This window comes from Paenibacillus sp. JNUCC 34, from assembly GCF_058269055.1.
On the sequence record NZ_CM177770.1, the window covers coordinates 5815231 to 5833591 of the forward strand.

General features: G+C 47.0%; 15 protein-coding genes and 1 tRNA gene. 4 read left to right on the forward strand and 12 right to left on the reverse strand.

Annotation, left to right across the window (positions count from 1 at the left end; genetic code table 11):
• The first annotated feature begins 20 nt into the window (after window positions 1-20).
• Window positions 21-1130: an ABC transporter ATP-binding protein gene (locus tag AC2TF5_RS26770; protein ID WP_491300108.1), complete on the forward strand. Its 1110-nt coding sequence runs from the start codon at window positions 21-23 to the stop codon at window positions 1128-1130.
• Window positions 1131-1202: 72 nt separating this feature from the next.
• On the forward strand, window positions 1203-2921 hold the full coding sequence (locus AC2TF5_RS26775; RefSeq protein ID WP_491300109.1) for an adenine deaminase: 1719 nt from the start codon (window positions 1203-1205) through the stop codon (window positions 2919-2921).
• A 573-nt stretch (window positions 2922-3494) separates the two neighbouring features.
• On the opposite strand, the gene AC2TF5_RS26780 is transcribed toward AC2TF5_RS26775, so the two are convergent.
• The 7 genes from AC2TF5_RS26780 to AC2TF5_RS26810 form a co-directional block, all read right to left on the reverse strand.
• On the reverse strand, window positions 3495-4022 hold the full coding sequence (locus tag AC2TF5_RS26780; protein WP_491300110.1) for a TlpA family protein disulfide reductase: 528 nt from the start codon (window positions 4020-4022) through the stop codon (window positions 3495-3497).
• 285 nt (window positions 4023-4307) lie between these two features.
• A complete protein-coding gene (eno, locus tag AC2TF5_RS26785) occupies window positions 4308-5594 on the reverse strand; it encodes a phosphopyruvate hydratase (RefSeq protein WP_491300111.1) in 1287 nt (428 codons plus the stop codon).
• 49 nt (window positions 5595-5643) lie between these two features.
• Window positions 5644-7188, reverse strand: a complete 1545-nt coding sequence (gene gpmI / locus AC2TF5_RS26790) for a 2,3-bisphosphoglycerate-independent phosphoglycerate mutase (protein WP_491300112.1) — start codon at window positions 7186-7188, stop codon at window positions 5644-5646.
• Window position 7189: 1 nt separating this feature from the next.
• Window positions 7190-7942, reverse strand: a complete 753-nt coding sequence (gene tpiA, locus AC2TF5_RS26795) for a triose-phosphate isomerase (RefSeq protein ID WP_491300113.1) — start codon at window positions 7940-7942, stop codon at window positions 7190-7192.
• 143 nt (window positions 7943-8085) lie between these two features.
• A complete protein-coding gene (locus tag AC2TF5_RS26800; RefSeq protein ID WP_491300114.1) occupies window positions 8086-9267 on the reverse strand; it encodes a phosphoglycerate kinase in 1182 nt (393 codons plus the stop codon).
• 191 nt (window positions 9268-9458) lie between these two features.
• Window positions 9459-10463 (reverse strand): type I glyceraldehyde-3-phosphate dehydrogenase, encoded by a 1005-nt coding sequence (gap, locus tag AC2TF5_RS26805; protein WP_491300115.1) that lies wholly within the window; start codon window positions 10461-10463, stop codon window positions 9459-9461.
• Window positions 10464-10568: 105 nt separating this feature from the next.
• Window positions 10569-11615 carry a sugar-binding transcriptional regulator gene (locus tag AC2TF5_RS26810; RefSeq protein WP_491300116.1) on the reverse strand — a complete coding sequence of 349 codons (1047 nt, stop codon included), beginning with the start codon at window positions 11613-11615 and terminating at the stop codon, window positions 10569-10571.
• A 347-nt stretch (window positions 11616-11962) separates the two neighbouring features.
• Here AC2TF5_RS26810 and AC2TF5_RS26815 point away from each other — a divergent pair.
• Both AC2TF5_RS26815 and clpP read left to right on the forward strand, forming a co-directional pair.
• A tRNA-Arg gene (locus AC2TF5_RS26815) sits at window positions 11963-12037 on the forward strand.
• A gap of 167 nt (window positions 12038-12204) precedes the next feature.
• On the forward strand, window positions 12205-12801 hold the full coding sequence (clpP, locus tag AC2TF5_RS26820) for an ATP-dependent Clp endopeptidase proteolytic subunit ClpP (RefSeq protein ID WP_208916472.1): 597 nt from the start codon (window positions 12205-12207) through the stop codon (window positions 12799-12801).
• Window positions 12802-12886: 85 nt separating this feature from the next.
• Here the strand turns inward: clpP and AC2TF5_RS26825 are convergent, their stop codons facing one another.
• The 5 genes from AC2TF5_RS26825 to AC2TF5_RS26845 form a co-directional block, all read right to left on the reverse strand.
• The gene (locus AC2TF5_RS26825) at window positions 12887-13975 is read right to left on the reverse strand and encodes a PdaC/SigV domain-containing protein (RefSeq protein ID WP_491300117.1); all 1089 of its coding nucleotides are present in this window, start codon (window positions 13973-13975) and stop codon (window positions 12887-12889) included.
• Between the two features lie 376 nt (window positions 13976-14351).
• On the reverse strand, window positions 14352-15404 hold the full coding sequence (locus AC2TF5_RS26830; protein ID WP_491300118.1) for an ABC transporter substrate-binding protein: 1053 nt from the start codon (window positions 15402-15404) through the stop codon (window positions 14352-14354).
• Window positions 15405-15468: 64 nt separating this feature from the next.
• Entirely contained in the window at window positions 15469-16275 is an 807-nt protein-coding gene (locus tag AC2TF5_RS26835) for an ABC transporter permease (protein ID WP_491300119.1), read from the reverse strand.
• A complete protein-coding gene (locus tag AC2TF5_RS26840) occupies window positions 16272-17123 on the reverse strand; it encodes an ABC transporter permease (RefSeq protein WP_491300120.1) in 852 nt (283 codons plus the stop codon). Before AC2TF5_RS26840 ends, AC2TF5_RS26835 begins: the two co-directional genes overlap by 4 nt.
• Entirely contained in the window at window positions 17120-18091 is a 972-nt protein-coding gene (locus AC2TF5_RS26845; protein WP_491300121.1) for an ABC transporter ATP-binding protein, read from the reverse strand. The genes AC2TF5_RS26840 and AC2TF5_RS26845 overlap by 4 nt, the downstream gene beginning before the upstream one ends.
• Window positions 18092-18361: the final 270 nt, after the last annotated feature.

Here is an 18361-nt window from a genome sequence, read left to right on the forward strand (position 1 = left end):
TACATCGGAGGCCAACGATAATGGAATTGCTATCCCTTCAAAATATATCGGTTGCTTATGAGAAGAACCTGATTCTTAAAGACTTTAACTTGAGCTTGAACGAAGGAGAACTAATCTCTTTGCTCGGGCCTTCTGGCTGCGGCAAGACAACAACACTTCGTCTGATCGCAGGATTTCTGGAAGCGAAGGACGGCAAGTTCCTTTTCCAAGGGAAGGACTACACGCGGGTTCCGGTCAACAAGCGCAACTTCGGGTTTGTATTCCAGAGCTATGCGCTCTTCCCGCACATGAATGTGTTCGATAATGTCGCTTATGGATTGAAGCTGCGCAAGGTGGACAAATCAACCATTGCCAAGCGTGTGCATGAGATGCTGGAAGTTGTTGACCTGAAAGGATTCGAGAAGCGATTCCCTGGTGAATTGTCAGGCGGTCAGCGTCAGCGTGTCGCGATTGCCCGCTCGCTAGTCATTCAGCCGGATCTGCTGCTGTTCGACGAACCGCTCAGTAACTTGGATGCGAACTTGCGAGTTAATATGCGGGTTGAAATTCGCCGCATTCAGAAGCAGCTTGGTATTACGAGTGTATATGTATCCCACGACCAGGAGGAGTGTTTCTCGATTTCAGACAAGGTCGCCATTATGAATAAAGGCGTAATCGAGCAACTAGACGCCCCAGCGAACATCTACAAGTTCCCTGCAACCGAGTTTGTTGCCCGGTTTATTGGCTTCAACAACTTTATTGATATCGGCGAAATGCATGATGACGGCGGCGTTATTACGCTCCAAGGCGCGCAAGGTACGCAATTGCAAGTTATCCACCGCTCTGGATATCCGCTGACGGATTCTATGAAAGGTGCGATTCGTCCAGACGACCTTATGGTAGCAACAGACAGCGAGTGTACGGCAGGAATCGGCGGCTTAACTGCAGAGGATGTCGCAGCAGGTCGGAACCTCATTGCCGGACAAGTCAAAATCAGCACGTTCCTCGGTCGGAGCTATCAATATGTTGTGGACACGGCACTTGGCGAATTCACGGTGAACCGGGAAATGGAGATGCCATTTGAGCGCGGCACTGCCGTGAAGCTGGTATTGCCGAAAGAAAAGGTTGTCCTGGTGAGAAGCTCGAAGTAGGAATACGTTCCAGCGCGGATTTTTGAACAACCTTTTAGGAGACCAACGAAGGACAACGAGGAGTGAAGTGCCATGAAGATAGATTTGTTGGTAACAAACGTCAACGTATATAACGTATATTTAAAACGATTCATCACAGGCAATGCAGCGATTAAAGACGGGCGATTCCTCTACATCGGCGCCCGTGGAACGGAAACTTTCGAGGCGGCTGAAGTCATCGATGGAGCTGGTAAATATATGATTCCGGGGCTTGTCGATATTCATCTTCATATCGAAAGCACGATGGTAACGCCAAAAACGTTCTCACACGGATTGATCAAGAATGGGGTAACGACCATTGTATCCGAGCCTCATGAGATGGCCAATGTATTCGGCGTGGAAGGCGTCAAGGAAATGATTCACGCCAGCGAAGGCTGCACTGCAGACATCTTATATGCCATTCCGAGCTCTGTTCCGGCAACGCCGCTTGAGACGACAGGCGGTGAAATCGATCTTGTCCATATTGATGAGCTGCTGCAGGACGAACGGGTTATCTGCTTGGGCGAAATTATGAACTCGGTTGATGTGCTGCGTGATCCGGAATGCAAAACGAATCGCATTTTGAATCATATTCGAACAAATTATCCACAGCTCGTTATTGAAGGACACACACCGAAGAAGCTGGTCGATCTGGAACTGGCGCGCTTCATGTTTGCAGGTGTCGATTCAGACCATACGGAGCAGGCCGTGGACAGTATGTGCGATCGACTGGCAAACGGCATGTTCCTCGAAATTCAAGAGAAGTCGATGACACCGGATATTATGAATGTGCTCATTCATGAAGACGTTGCGGAGTTATTCTGCTTCATAACAGACGACGTAATGGCGGACACATTTGTGCAGAACGGGCATTTGAATCATCTTGTTAAAAAGGCGATTTCGATGGGCATGGCACCGGAGCGTGCGATCTATGCGGCAACCTATACACCAGCGAGACGGATGCGTCTCTATGACCGTGGTGCGATTGCACCGAATAAGGTCGCGGACTTCGTTCTGCTAAGCGATATCGAACAATTTCAGATTGAAGCGGTATTTAAGCATGGTCGCCTAGCCTATGAAGCCGGGGCGGCTTATGAACAGGAGCGCGGTGAGCGTCAATTTCCGCTGCATTTCTACAAGAGTGTGCAGCTTGCTACGCTTACCACGGATGACTTCCGCGTTGCCGTAGAGGCAGAAGATGGCGAACATACCTGCCGTGTCATGGAAGTCATAGACGGAACGACAAACACGAATGAACTACATGAGCAGGTACGTGTAGAGAACGGCGTTCTAAACTGGCAGGACAGTCCGTATGGCTTAATTGCTACCTTTGAACGATATGGCAAAAACGGCAATCGTGCTTACGGGCTTATTACAGGGAACACGATCAAGCACGGAGCGATTGCAACGACCTATTCTCATGACAATCATAATCTGCTAGTCGTTGGACACTCGCCAGAGGATATGGCGCTTGCATCCAATACGGTAATTGCGGATCAGGGCGGCTTCTGTGTCGTAAAAGATGGCAAAGTACTCGCTCACATCCCGCTGCCTGTTGGAGGCATCTTGTCAGAGGAACCATTCGAGGAGTTCGGTCAAGCTGTACAGCAGCTTCGCGAGGCGATGGAATCTCTCGGCTACGAGCACTATAATCCGATTATGTCGTTGTGCACGCATTCCTTGCCGGTTAGCCCGGCGCTGAAGCTGACCGACCTGGGCCTGATTGATGTCCATGCCGGACAAGTTGTGCCGCTTATTGTAGGGATAGATTGAACTTTGAGGTATGTTCCAACATGTGGTATGATAATAATAAGTAAGGAGCAGCGGCGAACTGCTCCTTAGCACAAACATCTTGAGTGGGAATCCCCTCCAGATCATGAGTTAATACGGAGAAGTAACCCATTTCTGGCGCCAACCTTGGTGGGTTACTTCTTTTTTCTATCCATGTATGTCAGTAGCGCAACGATAAACGCGGCGAACATGATAACATCGGAAAAGGAGAAGTTCATAGGACTCACCTCCTTTCCGGAGGGAGCCGTTCCACTCAAGGTGTGTTGTGCCAGTCCATTGTACCATATATTAACATCAATTTTTCTGGTTGGTTAACAGTGAGCCGAAAATTGCAAGTGAAGGTCCTACATACTACCCCGCCCACACAAAGCCCAGCTCATGCTACCGCATCGAGCTGGGCTTTCTTTGCGCTCCCATGGCGGAAGCAAGGAGAAGGGACGCTGGTAATCTGAGAGATTGCAATGCTAATGATCCTTTTATTCGTGCGTAACAGCTACGGTCTGTGGTGGCTCAGCATATTTATCGTGATCACTTTGGTTTTCTAGTCCTCTCTTTTTAGTCATATACTTCAATAAGATTAACGAATGATTGTTCAATAATATCTATATCTGATGATCCAATAATTTCCTTAATGATCTTCCCTTGCCCATCTAAAAAATATAACGACGGCAATCCTTTTCCGCCGTATTGCGCGTATAAATCTCCCTCTTTATCCAACAAAACTGGATATTTAATTGCATACTTATATACATATTTCTTTACCTCTCTTTTCTCATCCCGGTTCGTTACATTGATTCCGTAAATGTTAACCTGATCCTTGTATTTTTCGTGCATACTCATGATTTTGGGGGCATCTTCAATACAAGAGGGGCACCATGAAGTGAAAAATATAAAAACGGTAGGTCTCTCAGTGAAGTCAATCGTAACTTGCTGTGAATCCATCACGTTCTCCAATGTGATCCGCTCTGGCGGCGGAAGTCCTTTGGACGAAGTATAGCTCACCACTACATAGATGATTGAGATAATAAAAGCTAATAAAATCAAACTTGTGCCAATCACGCGAATTTTTTTCAATTGTCCCACTTCTCCCTCCAGTCTGTTTTTAAAACCTATTGCGTAGATCACAACACAGTTCCTCTGCAATGGGCACTAATATACTCATGGATTTTAATGTATTTACCGGTCATGAATTATCATAATATTATTAAATTATCCTATATATGTAAATATAATTTTAACAGCGACCGGAGACTATACATGTACCGCCCCCCAGCTCCATAAGCCAAGTGTGCAGCCAATCCAAGTTCCCTCATGATAACGCAAAAAAGACCAGCTCCATAAAACAGGAGCTGGTCTTTTCACATATTATTACTTCTTCAAGTTGTAGAACGACTTCAAGCCGTTGTATTGAGCCAATTCACCCAATTGATCTTCGATGCGAAGCAATTGGTTGTATTTTGCAACACGGTCAGTACGGGAAGGAGCACCTGTTTTGATCTGACCCGCGTTTGTAGCAACCGCGATGTCAGCAATAGTGCTATCTTCGGACTCACCGGAACGGTGGGAGATAACTGCTGTGTAACCAGCGCGTTTTGCCATTTCGATCGCATCAAATGTTTCAGTCAGCGTACCGATTTGGTTAACTTTGATCAGGATGGAGTTACCAATATTTTCGTTGATACCTCTTTCCAGACGCTCTGTGTTCGTAACGAACAAGTCGTCACCAACGAGTTGAATTTTGTTGCCCAATTTTTCAGTGAGCAATTTCCAACCTTCCCAATCGTCCTCGGAACATCCGTCTTCGATGGTGATGATTGGGTATTTATCAACCCAAGAAGCGAGCAAGTCAACGAATTCAGCAGGCGTGTAGGACTTGCCTTCGCCTTCCAGAACATACTTACCATCTTTGAAGAACTCAGTGGAAGCAACGTCCATACCGAGGAATACGTCTTCGCCTGGCTTGTAGCCGGCTTTCTCGATAGCTTCGATGATGGAAGACAATGCATCTTCGTTGGATGTGAAGTTAGGAGCAAAACCGCCTTCGTCACCAACTGCAGTGTTCAGGCCTTTGCCTTTAAGTACGGATTTCAGGTTGTGGAAGATTTCAGCACCCATACGAAGCGCTTCTTTGAAGCTTGGTGCGCCAACAGGCAGTACCATGAACTCTTGAACGTCAACGTTGTTGTCAGCGTGTGCGCCACCGTTAACGATGTTCATCATAGGTACTGGAAGCTGTTTCGCATTGAATCCACCGAGGTAAACATACAGCGGGAGGTCCAGAGCTTCTGCAGCTGCACGAGCAACAGCCATGGATACAGCCAGAATCGCGTTAGCGCCCAGCTTGCCTTTGTTCGGAGTTCCGTCCAAAGTGATCATCAGCTTGTCGATGCCGAGTTGATCCAAAGCGTCCATACCAATTACTTCTGGAGCGATAATTTCATTTACGTTCTCAACAGCTTTCAGAACGCCTTTGCCCAGGTAACGGGATTTGTCGTCGTCGCGAAGCTCAACCGCTTCGTGAATACCAGTGGAAGCACCGGATGGAACGATAGCGCGTCCGATTGCACCGGATTCCAGATATACTTCAACTTCTACAGTCGGGTTACCACGGGAGTCAAGGACTTCGCGTGCGTATACGTCGGAAATAATAGTCATAGATATAGTCTCCTTTAAATGTGATTTATTTCAGCGTGATTCGATTAATCTATTTGCGGGCTGCAATCATAGATGTTCCGGTCATTTCTTCCGGCTTCTCAAGCTGCATCAGATCCAAAATAGTCGGTGCGATATCAGCAAGAATACCGCCTTCTCGCAGGGTTACGTTCTCGTCTGTGACGATAAACGGAACCGGGTTCGTTGTATGAGCTGTAAATGGCCGTCCGTTCTCATCGAATACCATATCTGCGTTGCCATGGTCAGCTGTAATGAGGACAACGCCGCCTTTAGCAAGGACAGCATCCACCACTTTGCCGACACATTCGTCTGTAACTTCAACTGCTTTGATTGTTGGTTCCAACATGCCGGAATGGCCTACCATGTCGGGATTGGCAAAGTTCAGGATAATCGCATCGTGTTTATCCGCTTCGATCTCCTTCACACAAGCATCCGCCACTTCATAAGCGCTCATCTCCGGCTGTAGGTCATACGTGGCCACCTTCGGCGAATTAATCAGCACGCGTGTCTCGCCCGGAAGCTCAACATCACGGCCGCCGCTGAAGAAAAACGTGACGTGTGGGTATTTCTCCGTCTCTGCAATACGTAGCTGCTTCTTGTTGTTCTGCACCAGCACTTCACCCAGCGTATTGTCGAGGTTCTTCGGCTTGTACGCAACAAAGCCCTCTACCGTTTCGCTAAACAAGGTCAAGCAGACAAAATGCAAATCTTGCGGAAACTTAGGTCCACGGTCAAATCCACGGAAATCCTTGTTCGTAAATACCTGGGACAGCTGGATCGCACGGTCTGGGCGGTAGTTCAAGAAGATTACAGAATCTCCGCTTTCCACCAGGCTCACCGGATTGCCCTGATCATCTACGATGACAGTTGGCTCTACGAATTCATCATAGACCGATTTCTCATAAGATTCATTGATTGCTTTCAGTGGATCAGTGTATTTCGGGCCTTCGCCGTACACCATCGCACGGTAGGCTTTCTCTACGCGGTCCCAACGTTTGTCACGGTCCATCGCATAATAGCGTCCCGATACGGTGGCGATTTTACCAACGCCGACTTCCTCGATCTTAGCGATCAAGTCTTTAATAAATTGTTTACCGCTGTCCGGAGCCACGTCACGACCATCCATGAAACCATGGATGTACACTTCGTGCATATCTTCCTTCTTAGCAAGGTCCAGCATAGCGAACATATGCTCAATATGGCTATGAACGCCGCCATCGGATACGAGGCCGTACAGATGCAGTTTCTTGTTGTTTTTCTTAGCGGAACGAATTGCTTCTACGAGGGTTTCATTCTCGAAAAATTCACCTTCGCGAATCGACTTCGTAATCCGGGTCAAGTCTTGATAAACAATCCGTCCAGCTCCGATGTTCAGGTGACCCACTTCGGAGTTACCCATTTGTCCTGCTGGAAGTCCTACCGCCTCACCACATGCCGTCAGCGTCGTATTCGGGTATTGCTTCAAATAACGATCATAGTTCGGTTTGTTAGCTTGGGAGACCGCATTGCCTTCAGTGGTGTTACGCAGCCCGAATCCGTCCATGATGATCAGAGCTACAGGTTTTGGTGCTGACATCTTACTTCGCCCCCTCAACGAGCTGGATGAAAGAGGCCGGCTGCAAGCTGGCTCCTCCAACGAGCGCGCCGTCAATGTCGCTTTGACCCATATACTCAGTTACATTCTCAGGCTTCACACTTCCGCCGTATTGAATACGTACCTGATTGGATACATCTTCACCATACATTCCTTTCACAAGGTCACGGATGTAAGAGATTACTTCGTTAGCATCCTGTGCTGTGGAGGATTTACCTGTTCCAATCGCCCAGATCGGTTCGTAAGCAATGACAACATGCACAGCTTGATCCGCAGGAATTCCTGCAAAAGCTGCTTCCGTCTGTACTTTGCATACGTCTTTCGTCTGGCCAGCTTCACGCTCTTCGAGCTTCTCACCGACACATACGATCGGAAGAAGACGGTGACGGAAAGCCGCATGGACTTTTTTGTTCACAATCTCATCCGTTTCGCCAAAATATTGACGGCGCTCCGAATGTCCGATAATGACATAGTCTACGCCCAGATCCTGCAGCATGACACCGCTAATTTCGCCGGTAAATGCGCCATTTTCCTCAAAATGAAGATTTTGTGCGCCAATCTTGATGTTCGTGCCTTTAGCGGCTTCAACAAGCGCAGGGAGGTTCGTAAACGGCGCGCAGATCACACTTTCCACGCCCTCGACTTCCGCTTTGCCTTTTACCTCTTCAAAGAATGCTTTAGCTTCCGGAACAGTTTTGAACATTTTCCAGTTGCCGGCTATGATAGGTGTTCTCACACGATTCACTCCTTTACTCTTACTCCCCCAGATTCTAGGGGACCCGCTTCTTTGCGACTTGCTTTTATAAAGTAGAAACTAATCCGCGTCCTTTTCAAAGGGCGACGGCGTTTCTACGAGAAATATAAGCTTTTTAAAAGATACTACTTATCGTTCAGTGCCACAACACCAGGAAGCTCTTTACCTTCCATAAACTCAAGAGATGCGCCGCCGCCTGTAGAGATGTGGTTCATCTTGTCAGCCAAGTGGAACTTCTCTGCAGCTGCTGCGGAATCACCACCGCCGATAATCGTGTAAGCTTCTGTGTCTGCACAAGCTTGAGCTACTTCACGAGTACCGTTAGAGAACGGTTCAATTTCGAATACGCCCATAGGCCCGTTCCATACGACCAGCTTAGAGTTCTTGATTACTTCTGCATACTTCGCACGCGTCTTCGGTCCAATGTCTACGCCTTCCCAATCTGCAGGAATGCCGTCGATATCAACAATGTTCGTGTTGGCATCGGCACTGAAGTCATCCGAAACAACAATGTCTTCCGGGAGGTAGAAGTTCTTGCCCAATTCTTTTGCTTTCTCGATAAAACCTAGTGCAGTTTCCAGCTTGGAATCATCACACAATGATTGACCGATTTCATGACCTTGAGCTTTGAAGAACGTGTAAGCAAGTCCACCGCCGATAATGACGTTGTCAGCCAGCGTAAGCAGGTTGTTGATCACATCGATTTTGTCTTTAACCTTCGAGCCGCCAATAATAGCGGTAAACGGACGATCTGGATTGGAAAGGGCTTTGCCCAATACGGACAGTTCTTTTTCCATCAGCAAGCCGGATACAGCCGGAAGAATATGCGCGATTCCTTCAGTCGATGCATGTGCACGGTGTGCTGCACCGAAAGCGTCGTTCACGAACAGATCTGCAAGCTCAGCGAACTGCTTCGCAAGCTCCGGATCATTCTTCTCTTCACCAGGATAGAAACGAACGTTTTCAAGCACAAGAACGTCGCCGTCCTTCATGTTAGCAATTTGTGCTTTTACTGCATCCCCAACCGCTTCATCTGCTTTCGCTACCGGTTTGCCAAGAAGCTCGGACAAACGTTCGCTAGCAGATGTCAAACGCATGGAATCTACGACTTGACCTTTCGGACGTCCCATATGGCTAGCCAAAATAACTTTAGCGCCTTTTTCCATCAAATATTTAATGGTCGGCAGGGTTTCACGAATCCGAGTATCATCGGTAATCTTTCCATCCTCGAGGGGTACATTGAAATCGACGCGGACAAACACCCGTTTGCCGCTTACTTCCACATCACGTACACTTTTCTTGTTCATCTCCACGTTCCTCCTAAGAAACTATTCTCCTCGCCGACAGCAGATTGCTCTCGTTCTCTCTCTATGTTTAGAGTCCGGTTTTATCTATTCTTCCCAGTACTCTGGCATGAAAACATGAAAATATATAAATCACAAAACCAAAGAGGAGCGCCATAGGGAACCCCTCTTCGATTGATGGTTTAGATCAGATATTACAGACCTTTGCTTGCAACGTAGATTGCGAGGTCAACAACACGGTTGGAATAGCCCCACTCATTGTCATACCAAGAAACGACTTTCACCATGTTATCGCCTACTACCATAGTGGACAGGGAGTCGATAGTGGAAGAAGCTGGATCTGTATTGTAGTCGCTGGATACAAGCGGCTCTTCGGAGTAGTTCATGATACCTTTCAGAGGACCGTTAGCAGCAGCTTTCAAAGCTTCGTTTACGGATTCTCTAGTTACGTTCTTAGAAGTTTCGATAACAAGGTCAGTTACGGAAACGTTCTTCGTAGGTACACGCATAGCCATACCATTCAACTTGCCTTTCAGCTGTGGCAGAACCAAGCTAACGGCTTTAGCTGCACCAGTTGTGGATGGAATGATGTTCTCAGCTGCTGCACGAGCACGACGAAGGTCTTTGTGCGGCAGGTCAAGTACTTGCTGGTCATTCGTGTAAGAGTGAACAGTTGTCATCATACCTTTTACGATACCAAAGTTTTCGTCCAGAACTTTTGCAAATGGAGCCAAGCAGTTCGTTGTGCAAGAAGCGTTGGAGATTACTGTATGATTAGCTGGATCGTATTTGTCTTCGTTAACGCCCATAACGATTGTGATATCTTCGTCAGTAGCAGGAGCGGAGATGATAACTTTCTTAGCGCCGCCTTTCAAGTGAGCGGAAGCTTTGTCTTTAGCTGTGAAGATACCTGTGGATTCAACAACGATTTCAACGCCGTGTTGACCCCAAGGCAAGTTTTCTGGGTTACGCTCTGCAAATACTTTTACTTCGCGACCGTTAACTACCAGTGCGCCTTCTTTAGCTTCTACTGTTGCATTCAATCTGCCGTGAGTAGTGTCATATTTCAAAAGGTGTGCCAGCGTGCTTACATCTGTCAAATCGTTAATTGCAACAATTTCAACATCCTTGTTGTCCAGCGCTGCGCGGAACACGTTACGTCCAATACGTCCAAAACCGTTAATACCTACTTTAACCATGAGTATTTCCCTCCATATAGTGAAAGTTTTTTATTTATTCAAGACAGACCGTGAGGTCCATCAAGACAACAAAGTTAGTATAGATGCTTTACTTTAGAGTTTTTACTACAGCTCCGCCGTTTGATTCAGCCGCTTCTCGATTTCGTGCGCTGCAGCCTCATCGATAACAAGAATATCTTCATGCCCGAATTTCAATACGGCGTGAATAGCTCTGGCCTTACTGCGTCCACCTGCAATACCGATGATCGTCTCCGTCCGCATAATATCCTCAAGCCGCAGCCCAAGGGTTAGCATTTTGTGAACGACCGTACCTTCTTCACTGAAATAGTAACCGAAGGATTCAGCAATTGCCCCTTCCGCTTTCAAGTCCTGAATTGACTTCTCATCAAGCTTCCGGCGGTGAGCCATCTCCATAGCATCTCCGATACCGTGAACAATCACGCATGATCTGCGTATAACATCCACAATGTCCTGGATATGATGATCCTGAACCAAAGACTGATAAGCATCGTCACTCAGCAGATCAGGCACATGCAGTAGCCGATATTCAGCTCCCACCTTCTTGGCCATCTTGGATGCGATGGTATTCGCTTGAATCTCCATGCTCTCACCCAAACCACCTCTTGCAGGTACGAACCACGAATCTTTCAAAGGGCCGGCCGACGACGGCGTCATCTGCTCTGCCACTTCGGCGAGCGTTGATCCACCCGTTACCGCGATAATGTCTCCGTTGTCAACAAAGCAAAGAAGCGCTCTTGCTCCAGCTCTGCCAAGTTCACGTTTCACATCGGTTGAAGACTCACTGTCACCCGGGACAATAACCACTTTGCGTAGCCCATAAGCCTCGCGGATTTTTTCTTCTAGGTCGGCTAATCCGAACAGGTCCTTCATCACCGGCTCGAGCTGCTCCAGCAAGTTCGTTCCGGCACTGCTGACCCTCATCCCAAGCGTCTCAATCTCGATCAACCCCTGTGCTTTCAAGAGGTCCGTTTCGGCCCTCAGCACACGTTCGGTCATTGCCAGCGATGCTGCAAGTGTCCTGCGCCCAACAATTCCGGATAACTTGATCTGATGAAGGATCGTATACCTTCGTTTGAGAGTGTCCATGAGATCGGGCAGAAGCTGCTCTTGTATTTCTAATAAATTACGCATGCTTTCCACTCCTGCAACTTCGTCTTGGATCTCCTTCTCTATGGTCGCAAAATGTCCCAGTCAAACGTTTTGAGTCCCACCTTTATTCTACTCAATATTTATGATGGTTGCAAGTGTTCCGAATGTATATTTCTCAGCCCCAAGCATTCTTATGCATTGGTGGTATACCCGTCCATTCATGTGATGAAAATCTGCCATTATTCAATCCTTTTTGCCGGGAAAATGTGAACGGCTTCATATCCGGAATAATGAAAGTATACTCTCCATATAAGGCTCATTCGGAAAGTTTTTGCCTGCTTCTTGTCTTTTAGAAAAAGATGCGGTATAATCATCTTCGTTGCTATTTTGCGCCCGTGGTCCAATGGATATGACGTAGGCCTCCGGAGCCTGAGATCGAGGTTCGATTCCTCGCGGGCGCGCCATTTATTTTCAGAACTCTATATACTGTTTACCCATAAGTGCCTATGACGGCTCTTTTTTTTAACCAATAGTTTGACTATCTTTGACTTTATGGTTGAAATTGTTTATTATTTGGGTAATACGGTAACAGTATTTTAATGAGGAATGCATTTAAGGGGAGGTTTTCTATATGAGTTTCATACCTATGGTCGTTGAACAAAGCAACCGCGGTGAGCGGGCGTACGACATCTATTCCAGATTGCTGAAAGACCGCATTATCTTCCTCGGCTCCGACGTAAACGACGTGGTTGCCAATGCCATCATTGCACAAATGCTGTTTTTGGCAGCAGAGGATCCTGAGAAGGACATTCATCTTTACATCAATAGCCCTGGCGGATCCATTACTGCTGGTATGGCTATTTTTGATACAATGCAGTTTATCAAACCTGACGTGTCCACCATCTGCGTCGGTATGGCTGCTTCCATGGGGGCTTTCCTACTGAATGCTGGCGCTAAAGGCAAGCGATTCGCGCTGCCAAACAGCGAAATTATGATTCATCAGCCTCTGGGCGGAGCACAGGGACAAGCGACGGATATTGAAATCCGTGCTCGCCGCATTCTGAAAATGCGCGATAAACTGAACCACATCCTTGCAGAGCGTACCGGCCAACCGCTGGAGCGTATTGAGAAGGATACCGATCGTGACTATTTCATGACGGCTAGTGAGGCTAAAGAATACGGTCTCGTTGACCAAGTGCTTGAAAAGACACCTTCACAAGGCATTTAATAATTCATTAAATAAAAGGGCTGATATCCGCAAATGTGGATGTCAGCCCTTTTTCTATGGAAACCTTTTAGACACAGCGGAAACCTTACTTCCATTCCTTCAAGTTAAGCTCAAATTGAGGGAAGCCATAAGCATATGCCGTGTAGTCGTACAATTGGAAGTACAGAACTGCTGCGTTATCCTTCAGGTAGAAATCAGCATCAGCAGGCACGCTTTTAAATCCACCGAGGTAGCCTCCGTCCTTCTTCATCTTGTTCAGCACAAGATTGTTCAGCTTCTGCTTGTTTTTGCCCTGCATGTTGATGACATCACCGAGCTTCAGCTGCTTACCATCCTTTAATGAGAACGTAAAGCTGTTGCGGAAAGTCATGCCGTGCGCACCGCCGGTGTATGAGTATTCATCAGTTGTAATGCTCAGCAACCCTTGTGCGTTGTAGTGAACTACAAAACCTCCTTGAAACTCATACGAATACGGAAACTTCGTTCCGGATGGAGGTTCCAGGCCGATGGTTTCTTCAGCTCCAGCAATCACATCCTCCGCGTTCTTTTTCAGCACCTTGTTGATTTCCGCTTGAGCCTGTTCATTTTCAAGCCCACTCACTACTGGATAATGCACAACAGCCTCCACATTTAGAACCTTCTTCTTCAACGTCGCCGACTTGATCGTAATCGAATTTTGCTTCTTTGGGGTCATGCTGAGTGATTTAAGAGATGAATTCCATTGTCCCTGAACACCCATGTACTCATTCAGTACTTTATACGGGATATACAGGCGGCCATTCACAATCTGGCCTCCCGGCTCTCCTACATCATATACGTATCCGTTCACGGTAAGGTAGATTTCATTATTAGCGTAGACAGCTGCACTCAGTTTGTTGTAGCCATTGCCAATGGTATAAGTTCTGTTTTTCGCATCATATTTTAACGGAATACCGAGTGCATCCCGTATTGCTGTTGCCGGTACATAAACGGTGCCATGATCCAGCATCCCCTTCTGGGTTAATGCCTTGCCGTTCCATTTCAGTGCAACTTCCGATTTGGTAGATTTTTGAGCTGCTACGGTCACTTTAGCTTTAGAAGAGCTAGCATCCACCACTTGTCCATTCCAACCCAGGCCAGTGAGCAACACCCCCGCCGCAATGACTGCTGCACCGTACTTCATTTTGTTTCCCATTTATTATTCTCCACCTTCCAAATTTAAGTATTTACTGTATTACCCGTTTTCATTATAGGAAACACGACAGCGAGAGAGGTAACAATCACGGTGACAATTTTGATGCCAACAATTAGTAAAATCCAAACAATTTGTAATGAAATAATATACCTATGCCTCATTTGCACCAAATATTAAACATCCAATGTTTATGTTTCTCCTAATAAAAATAGGAACGAAGCATCTTCGATGAAAATGAAAAGAAATGTAAGGATTTTGTTATTTATTGTCGTTCTGAGATTTGCAATTTACTTTCACGAAAAAAATCCTTGCCCTAGTGTGCTAGTGTGGGCAAGGATTTTCTAATTCTACAAAGGATCTTGCAGAGAATATTAACTTATCTTCCGCTCTTCAGTTCCGTCCAGAAACGGTCATAAATTTGCAGAGACTCTCCAACATCACTGAGCCATTCGGTTCGTTTAAGCTCATCTTCTGTCAGATTGATCATTTTGTCACTGCGGTATTCTTCACTGTGGAATTCCATCGCTTTAGCGTTCGGATTACTGTAACCGATGAATTCGTAGTTTTTCGCACTAACTTTCGGATCCAGCATATAGTTCATAAACTTCTCAGCCAGTTCCTTGTTTTTAGCGCCTTTTGGAATAGCGTAGTTATCGGAGAAGATCGTTCCACCCTCTTCAGGTACAACATAGCCCACATCAGGGTTCTCTTTCGCGATAAAGGATGCATCGCCGGACCATACGGTTGCAATCCAGCCTTCCTCTTGAATCATTTTTTGCTTAATGTTGTCCGTGTCAAAAGCGAGCACGTTCGGCAGCAATGTCTTCAGATCATCTACGGCTGCACTAATCTCAGATTCATCCGTAGTGCTGTTGGATTTGCCCTGCTTCTTGAGAGCCATACCGATCATTTCACGGTTGTCATCAAGCAGCAGCACCTTTCCTTTATAAGCCGGGTTCCACAGATCATTCCAGCTCTTAATTTCCTCTTTGACATACTTTTTGTTATATGCGATTCCCGTCACACCGGTCATATATACGATGGAATATTTATTGTCCGGGTCAAACTCCGGATCCTTAAATGTATCCGCAATGTTCTCCATGTTCGGGATATTATTCTTATCAAGCGGCTCCAGCAGATCCATGTTGATCATGGTCTTTACCATATAATCCGAAGGCTGGATCAAGTCATATCCGCCACCGCCTGCTTTGATCTTCGCCAGCAGGTCCTCATTGTTCGCGTAATTGTCGTACGTCACCTTGACGTCAAATTCCTTCTCAAAATCCTTCAGCACCTCTGGGTCAAAGTTGTCAGCCCAGCTGTAAATGTGCAAGGTTTCCTTTTCAGAGCCACAAGCCGCCAAGGATGTTATCGACACCACAGCGAGCATGCCTGCCAGCAGCAGACGGGTCCATCTCGATTTTTTCAATTCACTATCTCCTCTCTTTCCGCCATACATTATATTGAATTTATCCGAAAAGCGGTACTTCCGCTTAGATCGGTAGTGTCTTGTGTTTCTTCTGACCCTTGCCGCGGTTAAGGACATATTGCGCAAGCAGGATCAAGGTCACACTCACCAGAATCAGCAGTGTACAGAGCGCGTTGATTTCCGGGGAAATACCCCGCTTCACCTGAGCGTAAATATATATCGGTAGCGTAGTCGAGCTCGGTCCAGCCACAAAGAAGCTAACCATAAAATCATCGAGCGATAACGTGAACGCAATCAAGGCCCCGGCGATAATCCCCGGAGAAATCTGCGGCAGGGTAACATGACGAAACGTCTGCCAACGGGTGGCTCCCAGATCTAGTGCCGCTTCCTCCAGCTGCTTGCCCATATTGGCCAGACGAGCCGTCACTACGACATATACATAAGACAGACTGAATGTGATATGCGCAATAATGATGGTGGTCTTACCTGAATCAATGCCCAACTGACTGAACAGCACGAGCAGCGAGAGACCCATAATGATATCCGGTATGATTACCGGCAAGTACAGCAGTCCGTTCATGCTGCTGCGTCCTTTTTTCCCCAGATTGCGGAGCGACAGAGCCGCGAGCGTACCAAGAACGGTAGATACGATCGTTGATATGACGGCAACTGTCAAGCTGTTCATCAGAGCTTCCATGACATGCCTGTTGTTGAACAGAGAAACATACCAATCAAACGTAAAGCCTTCCCAGTTACCACTGAGCCGCGTATCGTTAAAGGAAAAGATGATGATCATAATGATTGGCAAATAGATGAACGCCATCATTAGGAACGAGTGAAATCCAAGCAGAGGATGATTTCGTTTCTTCATGCTCTCCCCTCCTTCACACGTTGGTGGCGAGCTTGCATCGCCCGGTTAAATAGCATAATCAGCACCAGCGAGGTAATCACGAAAATAACCGATAACGCAGCCCCAAAAGGCCAGTTTCGGGCCCCGAGAAATTGTGCCTGTATAATGTTGCTGATCATGGCTGACTTTGCGCCGCCCAAAATATCCGTAACGACAAACATACCCGTCGTCGATACATAAACTAGAATCGAACCCGTCATAATACCGGATTTGCTCTGAGGCAATGTAATATGGCGGAACGCTTTCCAGCGGGAGGCACCCAAGTCACTCGCCGCATCAAGAAGACGTTTATCCATCTGCTCCAGCGCCACATAAATCGGCAGCACCATGAACGGAATGAAGTTATAAACCATCCCGAGCAATACAGCACCTTTGGTATACAGCATCTGTATAGGTTCATCAATCCATCCCAGATCCATAAGGAACGTATTAACAACGCCCTGTGTCCGAAGCAGCAGCACCCAGGCGTACGTACGGATCAGGAAATTGATCCAGAAAGGCACCGTTATAAGGATTAGGCCCCACGTCTGGATACGCGGGGATGCGTTGGCTATATAATAGGCCAGCGGATAGCTGACGATCAGACAAATCAGTGTGGTCAGTACCGACAAAACAATCGTGTCCCAGTAAATTCCGAGGTATAACGGATCAAAAAACGTCTTATAGCCTTCCAGGCTGAATGAAAAGACGAGGTTCCCTAGCGCGTCACGCTGCAGAAACGAGATCCCTACTACGATAAGCATCGGAATAATAAGAAACAAAGAGAGCCAGAGCAGGACGGGAGTCACGAGGAATTTAGATTTTCTCATGACCCGATGCCCACCTCATCCCTCTCATCCCAGTTCAGTCCGATGGCTTCACCGACTTCCCAAGGCTCATCATCCGTGAAATCGAGGGCAATCGTAACCCTCATCGGCTCGTTATCGAGCTGTACCATCAGCTTATGCACATTGCCGAGGTACTGTACATCCTCGATGATACCCGTCTTCTTGGCGCCCGGTTCGCGCTGCGGAATGATTTTTTCAGGACGCACGGCAAAAAGCCCTTCGGGCGAAGAGAAGATGTTGTTCTCTCCAACAAAGGTTGCAGCGAATAGAGTCTGCGGTCTGGCGTAGATTTCACGCGGCGTTCCGATCTGCTCGACCTTCCCGTTGTTCATAATCACGATCCGGTCAGATAGCATCATCGCTTCTTCTTGATCATGCGTTACATAAACAAACGTAATCCCGAGTGAACGCTGCAGATGTTTCAGTTCAGACTGCAAGTTTTTACGAAGCTGCAAATCTAGCGCACCAAGCGGCTCATCCAGCAACAGCACCTTCGGCTTGTTTGCAATTGCTCTGGCAATGGCAACACGTTGCTGCTGTCCACCGGAAAGCTGGTGCGGATAACGGTCCACTAGCGGGGTAAGCTGCGTCATTGTCACGGCTTCCGCTACGCGTTCCTTAATCTGTGCACGCGGCATTTTTTTCATTTTCAAACCAAAAGCTATATTGTCTTCTACGGTCATGTGCGGGAATAAGGCATAATGTTGAAACACGAGATTCAAATCTCGCTTGTTCGCCGGCGTATCGGTCACGTTCTGCCCGGCGAGCCACACTTCCCCTTCCGTCGGCTGTTCGAATCCTGCAATCATACGGAGGATTGTCGTCTTGCCGCAGCCGCTGGGGCCCAGCAAAGTCAGGAATTCCCCTTCCTTAATGGAGAGCGACAGCGGATGCACGACCGCTTGTCCTTGAAATTGTTTTTCTACCTGGACAAGTTCAATCATATGCATCATCATCCCCTTACGGTTAATGGTAATAGTCTTTCCTATAAATTAAGAAAAAAAAGCCATATCCATTGGTATGGCTTATCGACAGGTTATGTTCAGTTTTTTGCATATTCACTATACCTTGTTTTGACCCCATACACAACACTTTTCTTGAGTAATTCGACAGGGAGAGGCCTTGTCCCATCTAGATTTTGTCATTTGTGACCATGCAGGGTTAAAAGTGTAAAAAATAAAATCGCCCAATTCCGCAAAAACTGCGGTTTGGACGATTTT